General features: G+C 58.6%; 21 protein-coding genes and 1 pseudogene. All 22 read right to left on the bottom strand.

Annotation, left to right across the window (positions count from 1 at the left end):
* Nucleotides 1-3: 3 nt before the first annotated feature.
* Nucleotides 4-648 carry a DsbA family protein gene (locus BGP85_RS22530; protein ID WP_052062247.1) on the bottom strand — a complete coding sequence of 215 codons (645 nt, stop codon included), beginning with the start codon at nucleotides 646-648 and terminating at the stop codon, nucleotides 4-6.
* Nucleotides 641-946 (bottom strand): hypothetical protein, encoded by a 306-nt coding sequence (locus tag BGP85_RS22525; RefSeq protein WP_023628673.1) that lies wholly within the window; start codon nucleotides 944-946, stop codon nucleotides 641-643. The genes BGP85_RS22530 and BGP85_RS22525 overlap by 8 nt, the downstream gene beginning before the upstream one ends.
* Nucleotides 943-3,936: a conjugative transfer ATPase gene (locus BGP85_RS22520; protein WP_371858383.1), complete on the bottom strand. Its 2,994-nt coding sequence runs from the start codon at nucleotides 3,934-3,936 to the stop codon at nucleotides 943-945. The genes BGP85_RS22525 and BGP85_RS22520 overlap by 4 nt, the downstream gene beginning before the upstream one ends.
* On the bottom strand, nucleotides 3,936-4,385 hold the full coding sequence (locus tag BGP85_RS22515; RefSeq protein WP_103445271.1) for a TIGR03751 family conjugal transfer lipoprotein: 450 nt from the start codon (nucleotides 4,383-4,385) through the stop codon (nucleotides 3,936-3,938). The genes BGP85_RS22520 and BGP85_RS22515 overlap by 1 nt, the downstream gene beginning before the upstream one ends.
* Nucleotides 4,363-5,862, bottom strand: coding sequence for a TIGR03752 family integrating conjugative element protein (locus tag BGP85_RS22510; protein ID WP_023628671.1), 1,500 nt, complete (start codon nucleotides 5,860-5,862; stop codon nucleotides 4,363-4,365). The genes BGP85_RS22515 and BGP85_RS22510 overlap by 23 nt, the downstream gene beginning before the upstream one ends.
* On the bottom strand, nucleotides 5,843-6,739 hold the full coding sequence (locus tag BGP85_RS22505; protein ID WP_023628670.1) for a TIGR03749 family integrating conjugative element protein: 897 nt from the start codon (nucleotides 6,737-6,739) through the stop codon (nucleotides 5,843-5,845). Before BGP85_RS22505 ends, BGP85_RS22510 begins: the two co-directional genes overlap by 20 nt.
* Entirely contained in the window at nucleotides 6,736-7,386 is a 651-nt protein-coding gene (locus BGP85_RS22500; RefSeq protein ID WP_023628669.1) for a PFL_4703 family integrating conjugative element protein, read from the bottom strand. The genes BGP85_RS22505 and BGP85_RS22500 overlap by 4 nt, the downstream gene beginning before the upstream one ends.
* A gap of 8 nt (nucleotides 7,387-7,394) precedes the next feature.
* Nucleotides 7,395-7,778 (bottom strand): TIGR03750 family conjugal transfer protein, encoded by a 384-nt coding sequence (locus BGP85_RS22495; protein ID WP_023628668.1) that lies wholly within the window; start codon nucleotides 7,776-7,778, stop codon nucleotides 7,395-7,397.
* A 13-nt stretch (nucleotides 7,779-7,791) separates the two neighbouring features.
* Nucleotides 7,792-8,091 carry a TIGR03745 family integrating conjugative element membrane protein gene (locus BGP85_RS22490; protein WP_230852930.1) on the bottom strand — a complete coding sequence of 100 codons (300 nt, stop codon included), beginning with the start codon at nucleotides 8,089-8,091 and terminating at the stop codon, nucleotides 7,792-7,794.
* Between the two features lie 66 nt (nucleotides 8,092-8,157).
* On the bottom strand, nucleotides 8,158-8,391 hold the full coding sequence (locus tag BGP85_RS22485; protein WP_371040110.1) for a TIGR03758 family integrating conjugative element protein: 234 nt from the start codon (nucleotides 8,389-8,391) through the stop codon (nucleotides 8,158-8,160).
* Nucleotides 8,392-8,393: 2 nt separating this feature from the next.
* Nucleotides 8,394-8,711 (bottom strand): integrative conjugative element protein, RAQPRD family, encoded by a 318-nt coding sequence (locus BGP85_RS22480; RefSeq protein ID WP_028690570.1) that lies wholly within the window; start codon nucleotides 8,709-8,711, stop codon nucleotides 8,394-8,396.
* Nucleotides 8,712-9,214: 503 nt separating this feature from the next.
* Nucleotides 9,215-9,523 carry a hypothetical protein gene (locus BGP85_RS22470; RefSeq protein ID WP_023628663.1) on the bottom strand — a complete coding sequence of 103 codons (309 nt, stop codon included), beginning with the start codon at nucleotides 9,521-9,523 and terminating at the stop codon, nucleotides 9,215-9,217.
* Between the two features lie 18 nt (nucleotides 9,524-9,541).
* Entirely contained in the window at nucleotides 9,542-11,011 is a 1,470-nt protein-coding gene (locus tag BGP85_RS22465) for a UvrD-helicase domain-containing protein (RefSeq protein ID WP_023628662.1), read from the bottom strand.
* Nucleotides 11,012-11,022: 11 nt separating this feature from the next.
* The gene (locus BGP85_RS22460) at nucleotides 11,023-11,772 is read right to left on the bottom strand and encodes a TIGR03747 family integrating conjugative element membrane protein (protein WP_023628661.1); all 750 of its coding nucleotides are present in this window, start codon (nucleotides 11,770-11,772) and stop codon (nucleotides 11,023-11,025) included.
* Nucleotides 11,773-11,782: 10 nt separating this feature from the next.
* Nucleotides 11,783-13,999 carry a type IV conjugative transfer system coupling protein TraD gene (gene traD, locus BGP85_RS22455; RefSeq protein WP_028690567.1) on the bottom strand — a complete coding sequence of 739 codons (2,217 nt, stop codon included), beginning with the start codon at nucleotides 13,997-13,999 and terminating at the stop codon, nucleotides 11,783-11,785.
* A gap of 1 nt (nucleotide 14,000) precedes the next feature.
* A complete protein-coding gene (locus BGP85_RS28980; protein WP_152955717.1) occupies nucleotides 14,001-14,171 on the bottom strand; it encodes a hypothetical protein in 171 nt (56 codons plus the stop codon).
* Between the two features lie 83 nt (nucleotides 14,172-14,254).
* Nucleotides 14,255-14,785: an integrating conjugative element protein gene (locus tag BGP85_RS22450; RefSeq protein WP_051555665.1), complete on the bottom strand. Its 531-nt coding sequence runs from the start codon at nucleotides 14,783-14,785 to the stop codon at nucleotides 14,255-14,257.
* Nucleotides 14,782-15,342, bottom strand: coding sequence for a hypothetical protein (locus tag BGP85_RS22445; protein ID WP_023628658.1), 561 nt, complete (start codon nucleotides 15,340-15,342; stop codon nucleotides 14,782-14,784). Before BGP85_RS22445 ends, BGP85_RS22450 begins: the two co-directional genes overlap by 4 nt.
* Nucleotides 15,327-16,085: a TIGR03759 family integrating conjugative element protein gene (locus BGP85_RS22440; protein WP_023628657.1), complete on the bottom strand. Its 759-nt coding sequence runs from the start codon at nucleotides 16,083-16,085 to the stop codon at nucleotides 15,327-15,329. The genes BGP85_RS22445 and BGP85_RS22440 overlap by 16 nt, the downstream gene beginning before the upstream one ends.
* Before the next feature lie 10 nt (nucleotides 16,086-16,095).
* Nucleotides 16,096-16,791, bottom strand: coding sequence for a hypothetical protein (locus tag BGP85_RS28975; protein WP_028690565.1), 696 nt, complete (start codon nucleotides 16,789-16,791; stop codon nucleotides 16,096-16,098).
* Nucleotides 16,792-17,054: 263 nt separating this feature from the next.
* On the bottom strand, nucleotides 17,055-18,161 hold the full coding sequence (locus BGP85_RS29845; RefSeq protein WP_023628656.1) for an SEC-C domain-containing protein: 1,107 nt from the start codon (nucleotides 18,159-18,161) through the stop codon (nucleotides 17,055-17,057).
* 133 nt (nucleotides 18,162-18,294) lie between these two features.
* A pseudogene (umuC, locus tag BGP85_RS22425) lies at nucleotides 18,295-19,462 on the bottom strand (translesion error-prone DNA polymerase V subunit UmuC); the annotation flags it as partial.
* Between the last annotated feature and the right edge of the window lie 51 nt (nucleotides 19,463-19,513).

Here is a 19,513-nt window from a genome sequence, read left to right as displayed (position 1 = left end):
TGGCTACTCCTTGCTCGCAGTGGCCTGGGCTGCGAGGTCATCCACGACCGACAGCAGTGTGGCGCTATCCACGGGACCTTCCAGGCGCATGCTGTGCCCCGTCAAACTGTCGGTGACCTCGATCGTAGGGGTAGCGGCAATGCCCCGGCCCTTGGCCACAGCCAATTGCTGTTCAATGGCTGCTCGGATATCCAGTCTTGTCCTCGCGCAAGTGGAAAGACCTTCTGCAGAGATGCCAGGTACCTCCAACTCATCAGCGAGCCCCTGGCCATTGCCACGTGTGCGCAGCAGGACCTGGTCGATCGCTTCCCAGAACGCCGAAGCCCCGCCCAATGAACCCGCGCATTGAACGAGCCTTGCCTCTGATACTGCTGCAGGGCCATGACTATCGAGAGGGAAGTGATGCCAAGCGAGCTTCACGTTCTCTTGCTCGCTCACCCATCGCTTCAGTTGTGGCGTGTATGCCCTGCAGTATGGGCATTCCAGATCGGCGTACTCCGTGATCACCCAGCGGGCACTGGACGGACCGAAATACCAGGTCTCATCGGCGGGGCGTGCGCTGTTGTTCTTTGCCAGCAGCCAGCCAGCGCCGAGGCCAGTGATCGCGATGATGCCGACCACGATGAGTTTGAGCCTGTTCTTACGCATGCTCATCCCCCCGAGCATGAGGGGGGACCTCAGGCTGGCCGAGCTTCTGCAGGGCGGCCTGTAGATCGTGAATGGCTCCGTCAGGCTGAGGGTGCTCCTTCAGCCACTCATCCAACACGGACTGAACCAGCGGAATGATGTCGCGACGATCGAGGGCGTTATTTTTGATCTGTTGCAGCTCGTCAATGAGCACTGGTGCGCAAACCGACAATGACTGGAGTGTGTCGTGCCCGGGCTCTTTGAGCAGCTGGGTCAGGCTATCAATGATGTTCTGGGTCAGGGTATTCATGACTCTCATGCCACGCGCTCCACGGCCTTCTTTGATTCGGGTAAGGTGATGGGATAGGGAGTGATACCGCGTTTGTGGTCCAGGTCCGCGGCCACCTGCAGTGCTGCGTGTAGCTCATCGCAGCCGAGCGCCTGCATGGTTTCGTAACGCTGCCGCTTTTCTTCTGGCTCGGTCATGGCCAGAGCAAGGCACAGGCTGGGTGGCACCACACGGAACAGCATCTCGATCCGCTTGGCCAGGACGATGCCCTCGGTGAACTTGCCGTTTTCCTTTCGTGCCGAGAGCATCATCGTCTTCTGCGCCGGCGTGAGCTCACGAAAACGCGCGATTTTCTCCACCTCGTCAGGCGGCATGTTCAAGCAGATCCACCACTCGATCATGTTCAGCAGGGCGGATGCTTCTGGAGGGATGTCGTCAACGTTCTGGGTTGCCATCCAGTACCAGGCACCTAGTTTTCGCCACATCTTGGTGATCTTCACCGAATACGGGGAGAGCAGTGGCACCTTCAATGGGATGTGGCCTTCGTCGGTGAAGGCAATGAGTGGTCGGCCTTTGAACTGGTCCCGCTCTGCGATGTTGTTGATGGTGTTCAGCAGGGAGATGTAGGCGATGGCCATCTGGGCTTGATAGCCCTCACGAGCGTAGGTGGCCAAGTCGACGATTGTGATGTCAGCTTCCGGCCAGGCGGTACCAGGACGGTTGAACATCTCAGCCTCGGTGCCCATGGTGAACATCCCCATGGCCTCGGCCATCTCCATGAACCGGTTGCGCCGGCTTTCAGGGAGCTTGTCGTCGCTGGCCATCGCCTGCAGCGCTGCGCTGATGTCTTCAGTCAACACCGGACGGTTTTTACTTACGCACAGCTCGGCGGCGTTGATGATGCACTGCCGGATGGCACTGCGGTCGGCCCGAGTGAGTCGCGCATCCTCCTTCGATTCGCCGCCAGTGATCATCAGGCGGGCTGTGATCTCCAGCTCGCCCAGGATGTCCCTCTGTTCGTCCTCCATCCCCGCCAGTGCGTCGGTCAGGTGCTGGTCCGATGCATCCACGTCCGAGGCATCCAAGACCTTGACCTGGTCCTTGTTTTTTACGAGCTGCACGGCGTCGACGAACGGGGCGAGGCTCACGCCGCTACCCGGAGCGAGCCGTACCCGGTTGACGGTCAGGCCAAGCCGCTTGGCGAAATCGCCCAGCAGGCCGAAGCTGTTGCCGGCCTCGATGATGAAGAGTCGAGGGCGGTAGAGCGCAATGGCCTGCATGATCAGGTAGTTGGCTGTGGCAGATTTACCCGCGCCGGTGGGGCCGAACAAGAACAAGTGCGCGTTCATTTGTCGGTCGAGCTTGTTCAGCGGATCGAAGGTCAGCGCTGCCCCCCCTCGATTGGAAAGGGTGAAGCCCGGGTTACCTGTGCCAGTGGAGCGCCCCCAGACTGGAGCCAGATTGGCGATGTGCTGGGTGAACATAAGCTGGGTGTACCAATCCAAGGCGCGGTTTTCATTCGGGTCGAAGTTGCATGGCAACCAGCGCAGGTAGCTGTTTAGAGGAGCTACCTCGTCCTGTGACTGGACTGGTTGCATGCCGGCGCCGAGGAGCACGTTGCACAAGCTAGTCGTGCGCTCCTCGAGCACGGCTTTATTCTGACCACGGAGGAAAAACGCGACACTTCCCCGGTAGAGCTTGTGCTTTCGTCCGAGAAGGGACCGCGCCGTTTCAACGTCATCCCGGGTGTGACTGGACGCCTGGGTATCCCCGATAGCCTTCCTGGATAGCTGTTCGAGATGCCCTTCCAGCAGATCCTGCGGGGTCGGCACCATGGTGATGCACAACACGGTATCCTCCGGCAGCCGGTCGAACAGCGAGTTCAATGAGTCGGCCTGCTTGGTCTCACCGGTCAGATGCCCAGTGAGGGGGGCATTTTTCAGGCGATCCAGCATCACAACCCGGTGCGGCATGCCGTCGAACGACCAGAGACCGCTGTCGATATCCGAGCGCGGTTCTCTGTAGAACAAGTTCTCCGAGAAGTCGGTGCCGCTCGCCACCGGCAGCTCACCCTCTTGCAACTCGCGGGCTGGCTGGCACACCTCTTCGTAGAAACGTCGGATATCGCGCTCAGTCGACCCCAGGTGATCTGGGTGTGGATTGAACCAGCCTACGAGCCAACGCTTGATCGCATGGCCATCCATGCGTTTGGTTGTCACGCCGGCGTTGGCCAGGGATCCTTTAAGACGGTCGCAGATCGCTTTGAGGTAGGCGGCAGGCTCCTGGCCGCGCACCACGACGTCCTGTTTCTTTACTCGGCGATACACCACCAGGCGGACTTTCCGTGTCTGACCACGCCACGGGAGGTTGCTGACTGCCGTGTCGACGAACAATCCACCTGGCTTGGAGATAGACTCGAGGTGGTGGCGGAACAGCGCGAGGTAGAGCTTGGTGAAATCCGTGTTCTCAGCCCGGGGCTGGACGTAGGCCTGGAGTTTTTGCAGGTAGTCGGTCCAGTCCGTTTCGTCCTGGGCATAAAGCTGCACTACCCAGTGAGAGCTCTCGAGTTCGTCGAAACTGTCCTGCAGGACACCTTGCAACGCATCGCGAGCTTGTTGAAGCCAGTCGTCGGAGCGTCCCTCGGTCCCGATCGGGATCAACTCGAAAAACGCCGCCCTGGAAATGCCATCCTCGAGGAGCATGGCCTCTTCCTCGGGCAGGTATTCTGCCCATGGCAGCATGTCCACGAACGACGGGTTGACCTCGTATATCCTCGCCACGTCAGTTTTTGTCGCCGGCCGACGTTTAGGGTTTTGCCAGTCGATGGGTGAAGGGATGCCCATGGACTCCAGGCGAGCTATGTACCGGTCATTCGCAGCCTGGCGGTCTTCTTCGTTGATGACAGTACTGGCTGTTGCGGGATAGTCGTCGACAAGGTCGGTATCGGTTGTCGGCTGGCCGAGCACGGGCTCGATAGGCGTTGCAGGGCCTTTGCCCAGCAATTTGCTTATGAACTGCATCAGTACTCCTCCGTCCGCTCGCCTGGCATGGCGTACTGCACGCGTTGATACATCGGGAACACCGTGGTGTACCCCGGGACTGGGACTGGATCCGTACCAGCCAGGTGTGGGAACACGTACATCACCAGATCAGGGTTCGGGAGGCGCTTGAACTGGCTGTAAATTTCGTTCTGGGGCGTGTGGTTGAAGGCGTCAGCACTTGCCTGTTGGCGGGCCACCTGAGCCTCATCGAGCGGTCGGCGCAGCTCTTGGCGCGCATCCAGCAACATTCTGCTGTTGGAACTGCCAGAGCTCCCGCCAGACGTGCCGTGTTGCCACACGTCCATCATGTTGGCTTCCCCGTGGGGGAGCAGCTCGTCTTTGTCAGTCGTGCATCCGCCTAGAATGAGGGCGAGCACGAGCCAGGCGCCGGCCTGCAGGCGGGGCTTAGTCAAGGTTTGCGGATACATGGTTGGCTCCGGCGTTGTAATCGACCTTGCGGCCTTTGATCTCGTAGTCGATGGCGAGCTGCTGGTCCAAGTGGACGGCGACCTTCGCCCCGGGCTGTACGTACACGGCGGCGAAAGCTTCGCCGTAGAGCTTGTTCATCCAGGAGCGGATGTCGCTGACCCCACCGGTCAGAATCGCGCCCATGGCGGAGTTCCCCGAGGAGCCCGTGGTCCCGAATGAAGTTCCTCCGCTGCTGAAGGTAGTGGAGCTATTTTGCTCATCAGCCTTCAACAGTTTGGCGATGCCGGCGCCCGCGGCCGTCACCAGGGACTGGTTGGTCAAGTACTCCTTGGCGTTGGATCGGCGCTCGCCGGAGATGCAAGGAATGCCGTAGGAGTCGCTGATCCAGCCGAGTCCGCCCTGGATCGCTGGCTGCCCGTTACCGTTGCTGCTGTTCTGGTTGTTGTTCTGGCTGCCGTTGGCCTCTTCTGCCGGGGCAGGGAACGATCGGACCGTGCCATCTGCGAAGACGAACGTCAGGCTCCGGACTTGCCCGCGCACGCAGGACAATGTCCAGTCGCCTGATGCGGTACCGCTGGCAACAGCACCGACGACGTCAGGTATCTCGATGCCGTTTGCGGTGAGGTTGTCCGGACCGATCAGGACCTTGAAAGGGAAGGGATCATTGACTGTTCCATCGATCGGTACGCGGCCAATGAGCGCCGACATGGCCACCGACCCCATCAAGGTCGAGTTCTGGGGCAAGGTATAGGCTTTGCGTACTTGCTTGCGGGCATCCTGGGGAGACAAATCAGCGCCGACGTTCTGGGCCGTCGCGCTGAGAACTGTTTGGCCTTTGTCCAGGGTGCTCCCAAAGCTGGTGGGAAAATTGAAGCTACTGGCCGTCTGGGCGGAGCCGGGCTGAAGGGGTTTACCGCTAGCGTCCAAGGCAGTGGCATCGGTGGGTTCAACCCATACGAGTCCATTGGACTTCGTCCCTTTGTCGAAACCCGCGCCGTCACCTGGCATCACTCCGAGCCCAATGGGGAGGTCCTGCCCAGCGGCATTTGGGTTCTGCGATAGGTTATCCAACTGACGCTGGAACTGGTCCAACAGGCCCACGCTTTGGTTCTTCACCTGCTCCTGCAGCTCGCCCTTCGCATCATTCAGCTTGTTGTCGACATTCTGATCTATGCGCGAAAGCCGGAGCTGGAGCTCTGCATTCTGGTCCTTCAGTTCCTTGTTGTCGGTCAGCACCTTCGCGATCTGGTCTTTCACCTCCCGACTTTCAGCGACCACCGTGCGGAGGGTGTCGGCCGGAGTATCACCGTCCACCCCTAGCTTGCGTGCGGTGTCGCCTCCGATGATGATCGGTTTATCTTCAGGAGCCTTCGGCTCCTCTTTTTTACTCCCCCCCTTGAACACGATGATGAGCGCGCCGATCAGCACGGGGATGAGCAGGTACTTGAGGAGTGGATTACTTTTCAGACTGCCCACGGCGCCCTCCTGCTTTCGGATCAATTTGGCTGACCGAAGACGGCAGCAGGGCCTCTTTCAGCCCCTTTCCTTGTGTGACCAGGTAAAGCGTGGTGGTATCGCTGGCATTTCCACGAGCTCCGAGGTACGGGTGCTGGAATGTCGCCGTGGAGAAGTTGCCCATCAGCTCTGTTGCATTCATCGTCAACTGCTGGGCACTCAGGTTTCTGAGTTTGACTGCCGTGACATAGCTGTTGTCGAGGCGCCAAGCCCCCAGCACCGATGCTTCCACCGGTAATACCGGCAACAAGGTGCTGAGGTCCAGGGCTCGATCAACACGCACCTGGCTGATGCCGGCGACAGGCTCAACGGTCCGGAGTGGGGCGTACAGCATTTGCGCCGCATAGCGGGTCAGGGCCACCGGCGCAGGTGTCTCATGTCGCGGTGCCGGCGGAACATCCTCCTCCTCCTCCTCCGACGTCGCGGATCGCTTCGTCGGAGCTCGCGTCGAGGTGGTATCGCCGTAGTAGGTAGAAGGGGCCGCGCCGGCGACGATCTTCGCGGGTTCGAGCTTGGCTTGGCCCTCTGCCGCTGGTGTCGCGGCAATATCCACCAGCATGATCTCGCCAGTGGCCACATTCTGCAGTTGCAGCCTGGTCGGTGGAATTTCTTGGCTGGCCAGCAGGTAGACGGCGCCGCCAGTGCTCTGGACCCGCAGTTGGCCAACAAGCTGCGGAGGCATGCCTACCCGCACGTTCTGGTCGACGAACACAATGCGCTCTTGACCGACAATTAGCGGGATTGCCATGGGGATACGGTCCCACAGCAGCAGCTCTACCGCTTTCACATTGGCAACTGCAGAGAGGCCCAGAACAAGGAGGCACGCGCGCAGATTCATGGTTTCACCCCGGCTGCTTGCAGATCAACCTCGATGCGCTGCGGGTTGGACGCATAGCAGTTCCACATCAACCCGAACGGATTTTTCTCTGGATTGACGTCGGCCCGGACGATGGACAGTGGATAACGCGTCATTGCACGCTTGACCCGCTCGCCGTTCACCGACTCGTCAGCGAGTAGATCCAGATTGACTGTCCAATCGTTGATTCCGATTTCTTCCACGCGTAGCACGCCAGGGTCGGTCAACCCGTGGCCCGGGATTTCTGAGACATTCCGTTCACGGCGGCGCAGCTCACCGGCGTTACGGCGCATCTCGTAGTCTTTCTGCAGGTACTCCTTGCAGCCAGGGGTCACGTAGGACGCCAGACGCTCGATGTTGTCTTGGTAGTCGTCGTCCCCGTTCTTCTCCCAGCGCTGCATCTGCTGGAAGATATAGAACCCGAAGGCATACACGTTTTCTGGTGGCACCTCCCACCATTTGCGAGTACTGCCGGAGCGGAGGTCCGGCGGCACATGCACGGTCAGGTCTTCGGGGGCTTTGTGCCAGCCGTAAAACGCGAACAGGCTGACTGCGCCCAGCACAATTACCGCGATTCGCAAGCTGAGAATGTGTGCTTGCTGAGCATCCACTCGTTTTCGAAAACTCATGAAGATTCCTACTTTCCTGTACGACGGCATGTCCACGCTCCCTTCCGGATGACCAACTGGGGGCCACCGAGGAAGGGGAGGTGTTGAGCCTTGTAGAACTGGAGCTGGCGGTAAAACCATGTATCCGGGCGGCCGCGTTTCATCTTCCGGAGGATCCGGCTTGCCACGGTCAAGCCCAGAGCTCCACCTACAAGAGCGCAAGCGATGAAGAGAGCTGGGTTGCCGAACAAGAACGACACGGGGATGCCCAGAATCACGCCGGCCCCTCCACAAGCACCGACCGTTCCCCACATTTCATCCGCAGTGAGACCTCCCATGACGATGGGCTGCCTATTAAGGTTGTGGGGAAGGAAATCGAGCGTTCCATCCTTCAGGTAAGTGGTCTCAGCCATATCGCATCACCAGTTAGAGGACGCCAGTAGCTTTGGTGACCATGAAGATGCCGACGCCGATCAGGCAGATCCCGACCACAGCGGTGAGCCCCAGGTCTCGCCACTTTTTCTTGCCCTCATGGATATCGTGGTAAACGCCGTAGGCATGGGAGGCGACCCCCACCATCATGGCTCCGAGCAGGAAGAGACCGATCAGCATGAAACCGTCGTAACCGTAGTTCTGGATGGTTTGCAGCCAGCTGGTTCCCTCGCCGCGTGTTGGGGCTTGTGCTCCTGGTAATGCGGCAGCGGCAATGATTGGGTGCAGGCCCATAATCAATGCGGCGGCGCCGGTGAGTGACTTGGTGATGGTGCGGATAGACATCGGTTAGCTCCTTGGCTAGCTGAGAACGAGTGTGGCGAGGATCAGCAGCAGGACGATGACCTTGACGGTCGACGCGGCTGCAATGTTTCTGTCGATGTTCTGAGTCGCCCAGCCCCGGTAGATGCTGTACAGCGCCCAGGCACCCCACAGGGTCGACAGTGCGATGACGGTGCCTACGAACAGCACGGTGCTGGCCTGGGGGGTGACCCCGCTTGCAGCGTTGAAAGCTGCGACTTGAGTGCCGCTCATGCTCATGGCATCCGCCCGCCGGTGAGGGTGTATTTCCCAGCCAGCTCTGCCGGATCTCGCGGCTGTGCGCGACTTGGGGTCAGGTATTCTTGCAGGCCCTGGCGAACGCGCTGGATGTCGCCAGCCAGACGTTCATAGTCGAAGTAGTAGCGCTGGCCAGGTTCGCTGGCGATCGTGGCGCTGCGCCGCGCCGAGTCCTCCAGCGCGTTCAGCTGCCGGATCATCACCTCGATGTTGGCCTGTTCTGATGCACCGGCCGCCTGAGCGCTCGGTATTAGTGAAAAGCCGCCGCTGACGCTGATCAGCGCGCCAAGCAGGATTCGGCGAGGAGATACAAGGAGGAGGGATGGCTTGTTCACGGCTGGGCTCTGGGGCAACTGACTGTGGGCGTCAGAATGCCGAGACCAGGTGGAGGGGCGCCTCAAGAAATACTTATCTGAGGTCCGTAGAATTTTTTCTCTAAGCCGGTCACGCTTTGGTGAAGTGGATTGATCCACTTTGGTAGGGCGATTGAACGGCCCAGACCGATTACAATGAGCCGAAGTTAAGCCAAGGAGTAGGCATACGGGAAAAACTGATCTGTGGGGGAGTCTTATGCCGCGGAAAACCACCAACTCGCCGGTGTTTGAAGCTTGGGTATCGGACTTTCTGGGTGCCCGTTTCCGAGATGAAGGTTGCTACGACAAAGCGGTTTTGGCCGCCGAGATGCTTCAGCACCGACGAGAGGTGAGCTCAGTGGAGCTGGTCGAGATGGTCAGGAGGGCCAACGCCATGTTGGCCCTCCTTCCAGGGCATGATCATGAAGCCTAAAGCGCCTGATTGGTCAGGCTACTGACTCGCGCTTGAAAAAGAGCAGATATCCGACCGGCATTGGGAACCCGTAGGACCAGGCCTGGGCATTTTGATTGCCCACTTTGATCTCGCCCCGGCACACTGGCTGGGTGCTGACGAGTTCCCAGCCTTGGGCTCCGAGCTCGAGCATCTTCTTCTGCAGTTGCTCCTCTTCTGCCAAAAGAGACGCAACATCGGGCTCAAGCGTCTGTTCTGTGCTCTTAAATATCCAAGCGCCGCTAGTCGCGTTTTTGAATGGAATAGCGACATAGTCAGCGCGGTGTTCGAATTTCTTGCTCATAGTGACTCCTTTATTTAATCAGCCGCGCGCTTGACGCGCTCCTGGGGCGAGAGCGTCCACGTAGCGTTCCATGATGGACAGCACCAGACTGTTGATGGCGAGGATCTTCATCGCCCGGGTGACGGCAACGTACAGGAGGTTCAACTCATCATCTCGTCGACCTGGATCGATGTCAGGTGAGAGCGGGTCCGACGTGAAGTCGTCGAAGAGCCCGACGAAGTCCCACTCCAGGCCTTTCGACTTGTGGGCAGAGGTGAGGGTGATAGTTGCATCCAGCTCTTGGTCCACGGTGCATGAGCGCAGGGCCAAGATTCGCTGAGGCAGATCCGGATACATGTTGATGATCTTGATGGACCGGATCATCTCGCTGTCCTGGCTAACCTCGGCGATTTCCACGTACTGGCCATAGTCTCGGTAGTCACGGAGCAGCTTTTTGTTCTGGACCAGATCGCGCTGTTGGCGACTGAAATAGAACAGATCCTCGAGGTCGCGTACTGAATAGCTGTCAATGCCGCCAACCCAGTAGATTTTGGGCTTCTCGGTGACCAGGCACAGTGCGTTTTCAATCACCCCGATAACGGTCCGATGAATGTATGTCCTGTGCGGCAGCCCGGCCGGCAACGCCTTCTTCACCAATGTCTTCTCGCCCAGTCCCTGCAGCTTCCTGGTTTCTCCCTTGTAGGACAGGATGATGTTGGCGACATGGGCGACTGCAGGCCCAAATCTGAAGCTCTGGGTCAGGTAGTGCTTCTCCGCCCCGGCCATCCAGCTGGCATTTAGAGCGTCTTCCGCCCCTCGAAAGCGATAGATCTGCTGATGACGATCACCCACGGCCACCTTGCGAATACGCTGAATGCGCACAATGTCAGCGATGACGGGGTTTACGTCCTGTCCCTCATCGAGCAGGACACAGTCGAAGCGCTGGCTCAGGTCGGGTTTGCTCAACTGGTACAGCTTCAGGTATCCGTCATGCGTGATCTGCACCGCTGTGTCCTGCAGGTCAGTCATGCGCTTCCAGATGCTCATCGCTGCTACCAGCGCCTGGTTCAGGTAGCGCTCCTGGGCGGAGGTAAGCATCGGGCGGTCACGGAACCGTGGAAAGTGGCAGCGCTCGATCAGGTCGTCGGCGCTGGCCATATAGTTGTTGAGGGTGGTTAGCACGTCCCTGACCAGCTCCCAGTCCTGCGTATCAAGCGCTCGGGCGATATCGGTCAGTCGCAAGTTGTTGGTCTGCTTATGGCTGAACTGTGTGCCATAGACGGCGTAGGCCAGGCCGTGCGCAGTTTTGTTCACCACGTTGCGCGGAAATCGGCCACGCGCGGCGATCTCGACCGACTTGTTGTAACAGAGATAGAGAATCCGCAGACGGGTGTGGTGTTGCGCGTAGCCCACCAGCGTTGTGGTCTTGCCACTGCCAGCGCCGGCCTGGATAAGGAGTTTCGGGGCTTCCGACTGGATGATTGGCGACTGCTCGTGTGTCCATTGCATCGTTCTCTTCCTCACAAATACTTCTTGAAGCTCGCGGCCGTAATGCTCACGGACACCCCGAGTAAGGCAGCGCAGGGGAGTAGTACCAGCAGTGGGCTGATGCTGATCGGGAGCGCCAAGTAGAAAGTCCAGGGGAAAATGGCCAACGGCAACATCGTTGCCCGGGCCTTGTGGTACAGGTAGCTGGACTCTCGGCCGGCACCAAATTTACGGAGGTCTCGCCGCACCAGCCCGTCGACCAGGCCTGTGAGTGCAGCCATGGCAAAAAGCGGTACCGTCATCAGCAGCACGACCAGGCGGACGCAAAACACCAGGACGGTAAAGAGGGCAGCCAGGGCATAGTTCTGTACCGTTGTGACGCTCTGCGCGGCCCAATAGCGCATGTCCAGCTCGTTACGGGGACCGGCTTGAGCGATCGACTCCATGCTCTGGACCCAGCTAAGCATCCCGGTCTTCACGACCAGCCAGTCGTAAGCTTCAGTGACCAGCCAGGTCGCGGTGCGCCCGGGTTCTTGGACGACAGCGCTATGGACCAGCCCCTTGGACAACCAGCCGACCTCGCTGACCAGCATTTGCTGACCGTGCCGCCACCCGGCCTCTGGCCAGAAGAAGTACAGGCATACCCAGTCGACCACGATGGCGAGGAACAGCGAGCTGAACATTACGCCGATGAAGGTAATCGGGAACCAGAAGATCTTGCTGAACAGCGATTCCTGTCGCTCTTGCTGCTGTTCGGCCTTCTTTGATACGTCATCTGCCATTGGCTACACCTCAAGCTGCATCATCGGTGGCCACCTGGCGGAAATCTTCAACCAGGTCTTCGGGCAAAGCTGATTTCAGCTCTTGATAGCCAGGGGCTTCCCACCAATCGTTCGAGGACGCTGCCGATCGCCGCATGCCGGCGGCCAGCTCCTGCAGGTTGCCGGGCATGACCTCATCTGGGTCGTTCGCGGGGAGCGGCATGCGGATTTTCCACAGATTCCCACCTTCGATGAGCGCGAAGGCCTGTCCCTTCGGCAGTCCCACCACGTGGGCCGGCTCAATCATCGGCACACTCGCCAGCTGCACCTGGTCGTGCGAGCTTGAGGTGAACGCGGTTTTGCCGTTGACCGAGTCGTTCGCGCTGCTCGCCGGCGTGCTGTTGTAGATCTGCACTTTTGGTAGCTGGTTGGTCAGCAGCTCAGCGGTCGCGGTTTCTCGAACACGCAACATGAATAGGTTGTTGAAGTTACCGATCACCTGGCCGGCTTTCGCCTTCGAGCCGATCTTCGCTTCGATGTCACTCATCGTCTGGGTGTAGGCGGTGACCTGGATGCCGGCACCACCGGCCTTATTCACCATCGGGATGAATTCGTCCCCGATGAGCTCGTTGAACTCGTCAGCGTGGAGGTTGATGCGTACCTTGCCCCCAGCCATATGCCCCGGCAGGCCGTCGTCGATGCCGTGCTTGTAAATGTGGCCTGCAACAGAGACCAAGTCACTGAACATCGAGTTGCCCACGGCCGCACTGACTTCGGTGTCGGATAGTGCATCGAGGCCAACATATACCACGGCGCGTTTTCGGATCACTTGCATCCAGTCGAAGATGGGACGCTCATCGGCGAGGTCCAGGTAGTCGGGGGCAAGCAGTTCAGCGATACGCCCAGTGGTGAGCTTTTCCAGGAGTGGCAGCAACGATGCGACGATCTTGTCGAAATAGGTCTTGTCGTAGCGGACAGCGCTGCGCAGGCCATCCATAACCGAATCGTTGATGCGCTTCTGGGTCAGGTACATGTCGATGGCCACCACGCGCAGCGGGCGGTCTTTCATGGCGAAAGACAGGTTCTTGCGATCGATCTTGCCTTCAAGCTCGACAATGGTTTGCCAGGCCTTCGGATCATGTTCAGCGAAGTACTTCTGTGCGTACTCAATGAACAGCTCGTCGATATTGATGACGTGCCGGCGGATCTGCTCGTAGTCAGGGCGACGGCCGAGCGCGACAAGCGACTGGGCGATGATATTGACGAACCGCCAAGCGAACTCCCGAAATGCTGCAGAGTTACCCTCGCCGGAGAGCTGACCAGCGATGCGAGTGGCCACCTCGCTGATTCGGCCGAAGCGGCCGATGGCGTTGTAGCGAGCGGAGATATCCGGCCATCCCAGATGAAACACGTAGAACTCGTCGAGGCGCCCGGCGCGCTTGCACTCGACGTACATGCGCTTGAGCAGGTCGGCATCGCCCTTCGGATCGAAAACGATCACGACCTCGTGGTCGGCCTGTTCCTCTACTCGCCGGCGCCGGCTCCATCGATGGGAGGTTTGGCTCCGTCGCCCCATGCGGACTCGCGGCCCGCGGCGATGCGTTCGGCGAATGTCCTGGGTGATGAACACTTCCGCCAGGCGAGTCTTGCCTACCCGTGTGGTGCCCAGGACCAGTGTGTGGCCCACGCGCTCACCCAGAGGGAGACTGACATTCTGCTCATCTGGTTCGATCCCGTGCAATCTGGGCAGGCCACCCACTGGTGGGAGAGGCCGAGCGGGGTTCCAGTTGGAATCCCAACCAGTGAGTTTTGTGATCAGTTTCAGTGGGAAGGGGGCGAACTCTAGGCGTTCCTCCAGCCAGCGCGCCCGTTCATAAAGGTTCGTCGGTTCGACGTATGCCGCGAACTGAGGGAGGTAGGTGTCGGCCAGGCGCTGTGTGTGCTTCTGAGTCCACCGGAACCCGCGTCCGATGAACAGGCGCTCGTTGCTGATCGGCATTTCAGCGCTGGTCATGGTGTAGTGGGGAAGTCGCCTGAGGTTCGCCTGATACCTTAGGACCCTCCGCGCCTGCAGCAGCCGAATGGTGCCCAGGTAGATAAAACCCAGCGCGGCGACAATTCCAAATAGTGGGGTCAGCGCAAAAGCCCAGGGCGCGCAAATGCAAAGCGAAGCTGCCACATAGCAGACCGCAGTAGTGAAAAGCTCTACCGGCGGCCGGAGCAGAGATTCAAGGGTGTATGTCGCCATCTCAGGTCCTCGCGGTGTATGTCATGGCGTCGACTTCCGCACGCGCTTGCTCAACCTGGTCCGGTGTCAGCCGTTCGGCCAGGCGCTGGGCGAATGCGTGTTCGTTGAGCTCGGAGATTCCTGTCAAGCGAGCACCGTACAGCTCGCTCACATGGCGAACCTGCTCAATCATTTGCTCCCGGCCGGGCCGGTGTAGGGGATGGCTGATGATCAGTGTGAACACTGGCGATAGTCGTGTTGGGCGCATCCCGGTTCTCACTGCTGAAGGGTTGTAGCTGTGATCAGCACCGGGTAGTGCTGCAGCCCCAGGCGACCAGCAATATCGCTGGCAGGTACAGGCATCACCTGCAACCCAGGTGCCCAGCGGCGGATCTCTTGCAGTCGTGCAGCGTTGCTGACATTCACAGCAAGGCCTACTGCCTGCAGGCCTTGAAGTGCCGACAGCTTCTGCTTGAGCCAGGCCTGCGACGTTGGATCATCCCCAACGATGAACATCGGCTGCAGACCTGCTGCGTTGATCACTCGTCCATGTACTGGGCCGGGGCTCAGTTCTGGAGTCGACACCGGAAATGCCCCGCCCGCCCGGACGCCAGTCACAACTGGGGTGGTGTGCGTAGGCTCGGGATCAATGTCTTGGTAGTAGGACAGTGCGGATGAGCCGCCACGGTCCTCCACCACGGTGAGCACCGCTTGCTGATCAGCATTGCAGGGCAGAGCCAGGCTGCTCACGATCGCGAGGGCCAGGGCCTGCACGGCGTGTGATCGCCGGGCGTGGGGATATGTCATGGGGTCACTACCTCGAATTTGATGCCGGTGACCCGGCTAAGATGTTTCGTGAAATAGCTACGGTACTTCGCGGCCGGCGCCCCCCCGGCAGGGCGGTGATACCGCCCCGCAGCATCGATCCAGGTTCCACCCTTAGCCTTTTGTTCAGCCAGGATCTGAGCGGTCACCGCCAGGTTCTTGTATGGATCCAGGCCTTCGCAGGGATAGCGGTAGCGATGCCCGTTGAAGCGAATATTTGTTTGTCCCAGCCCCACGTCGACTCGAGCGGGTCCAGCCTTAACAATCGCTATCATCAGAGCTTGGCAAGCGTCTGCTCGTGTGGCGAAGCGGTAGCCGGTTCCGGCAACATTCAACGTCCAGGGCCACGGCACAAGCTGCCCGCGCAATCGCGTCCCGCTTTCCTGCAGTGCCACCGAATAGAGCACAACGGGCGGGACCCCGTGTCTGATGCCGATCGCCTTGTAAGCTGCTGGCGGATCTTCTACACCCCATGCGTTGCCGGCGAGCAGAACCACCGACAGAACGTAGAGCCGCCACCCGCTCACTGACGACGCCATGATCCATTCACCTGTGTTACGGCGGCTGGCAGCGAGCCACCGAGCCCGAGGCGAACCCAGCGGCCCTGGTCATGATTCAGTGTGATCAGACGGCTTTTAACGCTGGACGGGTCAATACCCGCGAGAATTGCCCAGCGGCGGATCCTTTCATCGTCTTGCTGGCTGCCGACGAAATACAGATCAAACGGCGTCTGTGACGCCTGCAGCCGTTTGACCTGGTTGATACAGGGTAGGCAGTCGTCTTTGACGAAGAGTGCCATGCGCCCGTTGCCCTCCAGAGCTGGGCCGCTCCCGGATCCGGCCTGGCCCGAAGGGGTGGTCGAAATCTCAATGGCTTTGATGCCTGGGAACATGCGCTGGTACGCCTCGTCGTAGGCTCGCTGGTAGGCGAGCTCCCGATCGACTCGTTGGCGCTCTGCTTGGACCTGCAGCTCGGCGAACCGGCGTCGTTCGCTCTCTGATCGGGCCTCGATTCCCAGCGCGGTGAGAGGGTCAAGCCCTGGCGAATACACCCCCCGGGGTCCCTGCATTACCTCTTGATATCGTTCGTACTCCTTGGGGGTCAGTCCCCACTCCTGCGCGGCTCTATCATCGAGCTTGTTCTGGGACAGGGTGCTTTCGCTGGTGAGCTGTTGAACACTGGAGGCGGCCCCTCCAGCGGCGGAAGGAAGCGGCGCGGCCTCAATGCCAATTGCGGTAAACGCGCAGGCGCAGGCGATGGCTCGAACGATCGGTAGATTCATGGTGCTTTACTCATGGCTGGATGCTCAGGGTTCGGGTTGTTCCGCCGGCGTCGAAGGTTGCGGTCCGTTCATCTACAGCCCTGAGGCGCCAGTTGCTGCCGCTGACCACTTCGCCAGGCCGAATCAGGTAGATCTGGCTCAGCCGCGTGCTACCAGTGGGGGCAACAGACAGGAAACGCTCTCCGCCTCGGTATTCGAGGCCGACCATCTGAAAGGGCGGAGGATCTTGCGGGATTGGTGGGGCTTTAACCGGTGCGGGCTTCGCCTTCGGTTTGGAGGAGGTTTTGGGGGCTGGTGCAGTCGCCTGAGCCTGAGGCTTGCTCATTTTCTGCAGTTTGCCGTCGAGCGACTCAAGGTCGGCTTTCAGTACTAGGAGATCGCCCGCAGTCGCGGAAGAGCGAGTGGCTTCAGCTGCAGCCTCGTGGGCCTGCGATGCTGTGGCCTGCACAGCATCGATCCGGCTCGAGAGCGCTTGCTGGCTTATACGGAAGTCTTCCATCGTGACCAGGGGTTTGCCTGACACATTGTCGAGCCGATCGTCGATCGCGCTCACCCTGTTCTGGAGTGCATCGATCGAGACTTTTTCTGCTGCTCCATTCACGGCGCGAGACAGAGTCGACAGCTGGTACTGCTGGAACGCGATGATGGCGCCCAGGATGAGCAGGCCCATAGCAAGGGGCAGGTGTTTTCGGATCGGCAGTTTCATGGGTGTCCTCTCGAAGCCGAGTACACCCTCGCGCAACCATGATCCTGATTCAGCAGAAAATACTTAGCCCGCCGGCGTGGAATTTCTCGATCGATGTCGAAGGGCAAACCCTCTGTTGGCGAGCGCCGGGACTGAAAAGCCCCTCGTACAGTCCAGCGCCCTCTGCCGCCCTCGTGCGCTCACAATGAGCATCATGGAATACGCCGATCCTTCAAAGTCCTGGCAGCCGCGGGTTCCATCTGCTCAGTTTATGATGGCTGGATCTAAAGCGTGGGGTTCATTGATACATTTATTATTGCAGGGAAGTGCAGTGGGCGGTCGATGTTTATCGAGTTGCCATCGGTGTGGGTTTCTACACCTTGCGAGTACATATTTTTTATCAGGGCTTGTGTGCCGTTATCCAGTGATTCCCACCAGCTTGGTGAAATGTAGAAGTTCTCTATTAGTAACACCATAAAGGCCGCCAGGCTGTCGGCTGTTAGTTTCTTGTCCAAGAATTGTCTTATCAGTTTGTTGCAGGTCAAAGAGTGTTCTGAAAGCCAGGATAAAACAATGAAGCCTTTGCCGTCACTAGCGAATGAATTAATGGTCATGTAGTCCGGCATGTCGCCAGGAATGCTTGTTATCTTCTGGGCTTCATATCCATCAAAGTCGAATGTCGGGCCAACTATAGCACTTCCCATTATCGGTGGTGGGGATTCAAGTGTGAATACGGCGTAGTTTAAGTCGCTGTAGTCGCCCGTGACTAACATAGTGTCTAGCTTTGATTTTATGTGTTTTAGGTCGCTTGTTGTTAAGGAGTTATTATTCCCGAGTAAGGCTGATGCATTCTGGATTACGACCTGTTCAGCCAGGCTCTTTCCCCTGTCTAGGATCCTCATGAAATCAAAGGTTTTTGAGGCGTACTCTTTGCTGAAGATCTCTCTGGAAATGCCTCTGTACATAATCAGGAAGCAGTGTGATGGTACAGGCTTGAACGGTTGGTCTTCGATTGTTGAGAATAATTTTTTATCATGGCTGGCACAGAAGCCTGTAAAAGTCGAGGCGCTATTTATACCCACCTCGCTCAATTTTATTTTTGGCGGGATATTAACTTTTAGTTCTATCGATATTTTTAATACGTGCCCGTTTCTAGCTATCGCCTTCAGAGATGAGCTTTTTGAGACGGTGTGGGCATTTATTATCCCGCCTGAGCACTCGTGCTGCAATGATTGCGGTACGCTACATTTTTTATTTTTCTTGAAAGAGCCAAGGGTTTGCAAGACAGTGTGTGCTGCTACAGGTGGTTGGCGATCAATGTCTAGGTGGCAGTGTTTAAACTTCTTCCCAGATTTGCACCAGCAACGTTCATTTCGCCCTGGAAGTTTCATGGAGTTCCTTATTGATCTAGTATGCCGTGTTGGTGATGAATTTTTTGAGAGCATATACACTGGATGCTAATTTATCCAGTTGGCAATGCCAATTAAGTATGCGCGTGTGCTCTCCCAGACCTTAACTAGTTATTCACTTACAGTAAACCCGCCACAGCTCATCCAACCTTGTTGTGAACGACTGGCTCAAGAGCTCTCGACGCATACCCCACTCTGGGCTTCGGGGGACGTTGGCAGACCTCAGTGTGCCTTTGCCGTACCGAAGGTTTATGCCATCCATAACCGACATCAGGCGATCGCAGGCAACTGGCTGCGTTGACGCGAACAGATCGTCAGTGAATTCACCTGGTTGCCGTAGATCGAGCAGCAGCACCTCGGCTTTGCTGTAGCGGTACCCGTCCTGGTAGACCTTCTCCACAGCCTCAGTCGCTGCCCGCGTGAGCAATAGAGTGTCGCTCGTGGGGTAAGGCAGTTCAACCAGCGCCCCTTTCGCCAAATGCAGTTCGTTGGGATTGAACATGCCTGTGCGGATCGACACTCGCATGCGCTTGCACACCGATCCCTGGGCGCGCAGCTTTTCGGCTGCTCGCGCTGCATAGGTCGCTACCGCCTGCTTGATTGGTGTCAGTTCGGTCATTTTCTTACCGAACATCCGGCTGCAGCAGATCTCCTTCTTCGGCGGATCAGCCTCATCCAGTTCGAGGCACGGCGTGCCGGCGAGCTCGCGCGCTGTCTTTTCCACCACCACGCTGAACTTGTCACGCAGCATCCGCGGATCTGCCTTCGCTAGGTCCATGGCCCTGCAGATGCCCATCGCCTCGAGGTGTGCCGTCATCCGCCGGCCAATGCCCCAGACCTCTTTCACCTCAGTGTTGCGCAGTACCCAGTCGCGCTTGAAATCATCAGTGATGTCGACCACCCCACCCGTATGCGCCTGCAGCCGCTTCGCGGTGTGGTTGGCGAGCTTCGCCAGAGTCTTGGTTCGGGCGATCCCCACACCGACAGGGATGCCAGTGCAGCGCAGCACCTTGGCGCGTACCTCCCGGCCGAATTGGGTCAGACTCCCCTGCACGCCAGTGAGATCAGCGAAGCATTTTATCGATCGAGTAGACCTCGGCCGCAGGCACCATCGATTCGATCAGCGACATAACCCGCTCGCTCATGTCGCCATACAGCGCATAGTTGGACGAAAATGCCACGATGCCATGCCGCCGCAACTTCTCCTTGGCCTGGAAATAGGGCTCGCCCATCTTCACGTACGGCTTGGCGTCGTATGACCTGGCGATTACACAGCCGTCGTTATATCTGAATGACCCTAACAGTTAGTTGAGTGTAAGATATTGATTTATAAG

Origin of the sequence: Pseudomonas putida (genome assembly GCF_002906855.1) — a bacterium.
In the GTDB taxonomy this organism is placed as follows: domain Bacteria; phylum Pseudomonadota; class Gammaproteobacteria; order Pseudomonadales; family Pseudomonadaceae; genus Aquipseudomonas; species Aquipseudomonas putida_N.
Note: the sequence above shows the minus strand (reverse complement) of the source record. Positions and strands in the feature narration are given on the sequence as shown.

Bases quoted from the DNA above. Each gene is read 5' to 3' on its own strand.
- BGP85_RS22530 (WP_052062247.1), bottom strand. From the start codon at position 648: ATGCGTAAGAACAGGCTCAAACTCATCGTGGTCGGCATCATCGCGATC.
- BGP85_RS22525 (WP_023628673.1), bottom strand. From the start codon at position 946: ATGAGAGTCATGAATACCCTGACCCAGAACATCATTGATAGCCTGACC.
- BGP85_RS22520 (WP_371858383.1), bottom strand. From the start codon at position 3,936: ATGCAGTTCATAAGCAAATTGCTGGGCAAAGGCCCTGCAACGCCTATC.
- BGP85_RS22515 (WP_103445271.1), bottom strand. From the start codon at position 4,385: ATGTATCCGCAAACCTTGACTAAGCCCCGCCTGCAGGCCGGCGCCTGG.
- BGP85_RS22505 (WP_023628670.1), bottom strand. From the start codon at position 6,739: ATGAATCTGCGCGCGTGCCTCCTTGTTCTGGGCCTCTCTGCAGTTGCC.
- BGP85_RS22500 (WP_023628669.1), bottom strand. From the start codon at position 7,386: ATGAGTTTTCGAAAACGAGTGGATGCTCAGCAAGCACACATTCTCAGC.
- BGP85_RS22495 (WP_023628668.1), bottom strand. From the start codon at position 7,778: ATGGCTGAGACCACTTACCTGAAGGATGGAACGCTCGATTTCCTTCCC.
- BGP85_RS22490 (WP_230852930.1), bottom strand. From the start codon at position 8,091: ATGGGCCTGCACCCAATCATTGCCGCTGCCGCATTACCAGGAGCACAA.
- BGP85_RS22485 (WP_371040110.1), bottom strand. From the start codon at position 8,391: ATGAGCGGCACTCAAGTCGCAGCTTTCAACGCTGCAAGCGGGGTCACC.
- BGP85_RS22470 (WP_023628663.1), bottom strand. From the start codon at position 9,523: ATGAGCAAGAAATTCGAACACCGCGCTGACTATGTCGCTATTCCATTC.
- BGP85_RS22465 (WP_023628662.1), bottom strand. From the start codon at position 11,011: ATGCAATGGACACACGAGCAGTCGCCAATCATCCAGTCGGAAGCCCCG.
- BGP85_RS22460 (WP_023628661.1), bottom strand. From the start codon at position 11,772: ATGGCAGATGACGTATCAAAGAAGGCCGAACAGCAGCAAGAGCGACAG.
- traD (WP_028690567.1), bottom strand. From the start codon at position 13,999: ATGGCGACATACACCCTTGAATCTCTGCTCCGGCCGCCGGTAGAGCTT.
- BGP85_RS28980 (WP_152955717.1), bottom strand. From the start codon at position 14,171: ATGATTGAGCAGGTTCGCCATGTGAGCGAGCTGTACGGTGCTCGCTTG.
- BGP85_RS22450 (WP_051555665.1), bottom strand. From the start codon at position 14,785: ATGACATATCCCCACGCCCGGCGATCACACGCCGTGCAGGCCCTGGCC.
- BGP85_RS22445 (WP_023628658.1), bottom strand. From the start codon at position 15,342: ATGGCGTCGTCAGTGAGCGGGTGGCGGCTCTACGTTCTGTCGGTGGTT.
- BGP85_RS22440 (WP_023628657.1), bottom strand. From the start codon at position 16,085: ATGAATCTACCGATCGTTCGAGCCATCGCCTGCGCCTGCGCGTTTACC.
- BGP85_RS28975 (WP_028690565.1), bottom strand. From the start codon at position 16,791: ATGAAACTGCCGATCCGAAAACACCTGCCCCTTGCTATGGGCCTGCTC.
- BGP85_RS29845 (WP_023628656.1), bottom strand. From the start codon at position 18,161: ATGAAACTTCCAGGGCGAAATGAACGTTGCTGGTGCAAATCTGGGAAG.